This window comes from Dysosmobacter sp. Sow4_B12, assembly GCF_052116665.1.
GTDB lineage: Bacteria > Bacillota > Clostridia > Oscillospirales > Oscillospiraceae > Oscillibacter.
The window spans coordinates 1-493 of the sequence record NZ_JBQKKR010000035.1; the positions used below are offsets into that span (position 1 = coordinate 1).

Genomic DNA, 493 nt, shown 5'->3' on the forward strand with positions numbered 1-493 from the left:
TCCAGCTCTTCCACGCTCCAGGGGCAGTTCAGCAGGAAGGTGCCGCCCTCCTTCAGATCCTCGGTGGTGTCGTACTTGTTGACGTAGGTGGGGGCATGGACCGCCACAAAATCGGCGGAGGACACCAGGTAGGTGGAGCGGATGGGCTGGTCGCCGAAGCGCAGGTGGCTCTGGGTCAGGCCGCCGGACTTCATGGAGTCATAGGAGAAGTACGCCTGGGCATACTTGTCGGCCACCAGGCCGATGGTGGAGATGGCGTTCTTGTTGGCGCCCACGGTGCCGTCGCCGCCCAGGCCCCAGATCTTGCAGGAGACCTCGCCGGGATGCTTGAACTCCACTTCCTTGTAATCCAGGGAGGTGTGGGTCACGTCATCGTTGATGCCGATGGTGAAGTTGTTCTTGGGTTCGGCCTGCTTGAGGTTGTCATACACAGCGATGATCTGGCCGGGGGTGGTGTCCTTGGAGGAAAGACCGTAGCGGCCGCCCACCACGC

The 493-nt window shown here is 62.1% G+C and carries 1 protein-coding gene; it reads right to left on the reverse strand.

Features of this window, described 5'->3' with window-relative positions:
* Window positions 1-493 (reverse strand): 2-oxoacid:acceptor oxidoreductase family protein (locus ACTQ4R_RS13005; RefSeq protein WP_441629349.1); only part of this gene is annotated, 493 nt, incomplete at both ends.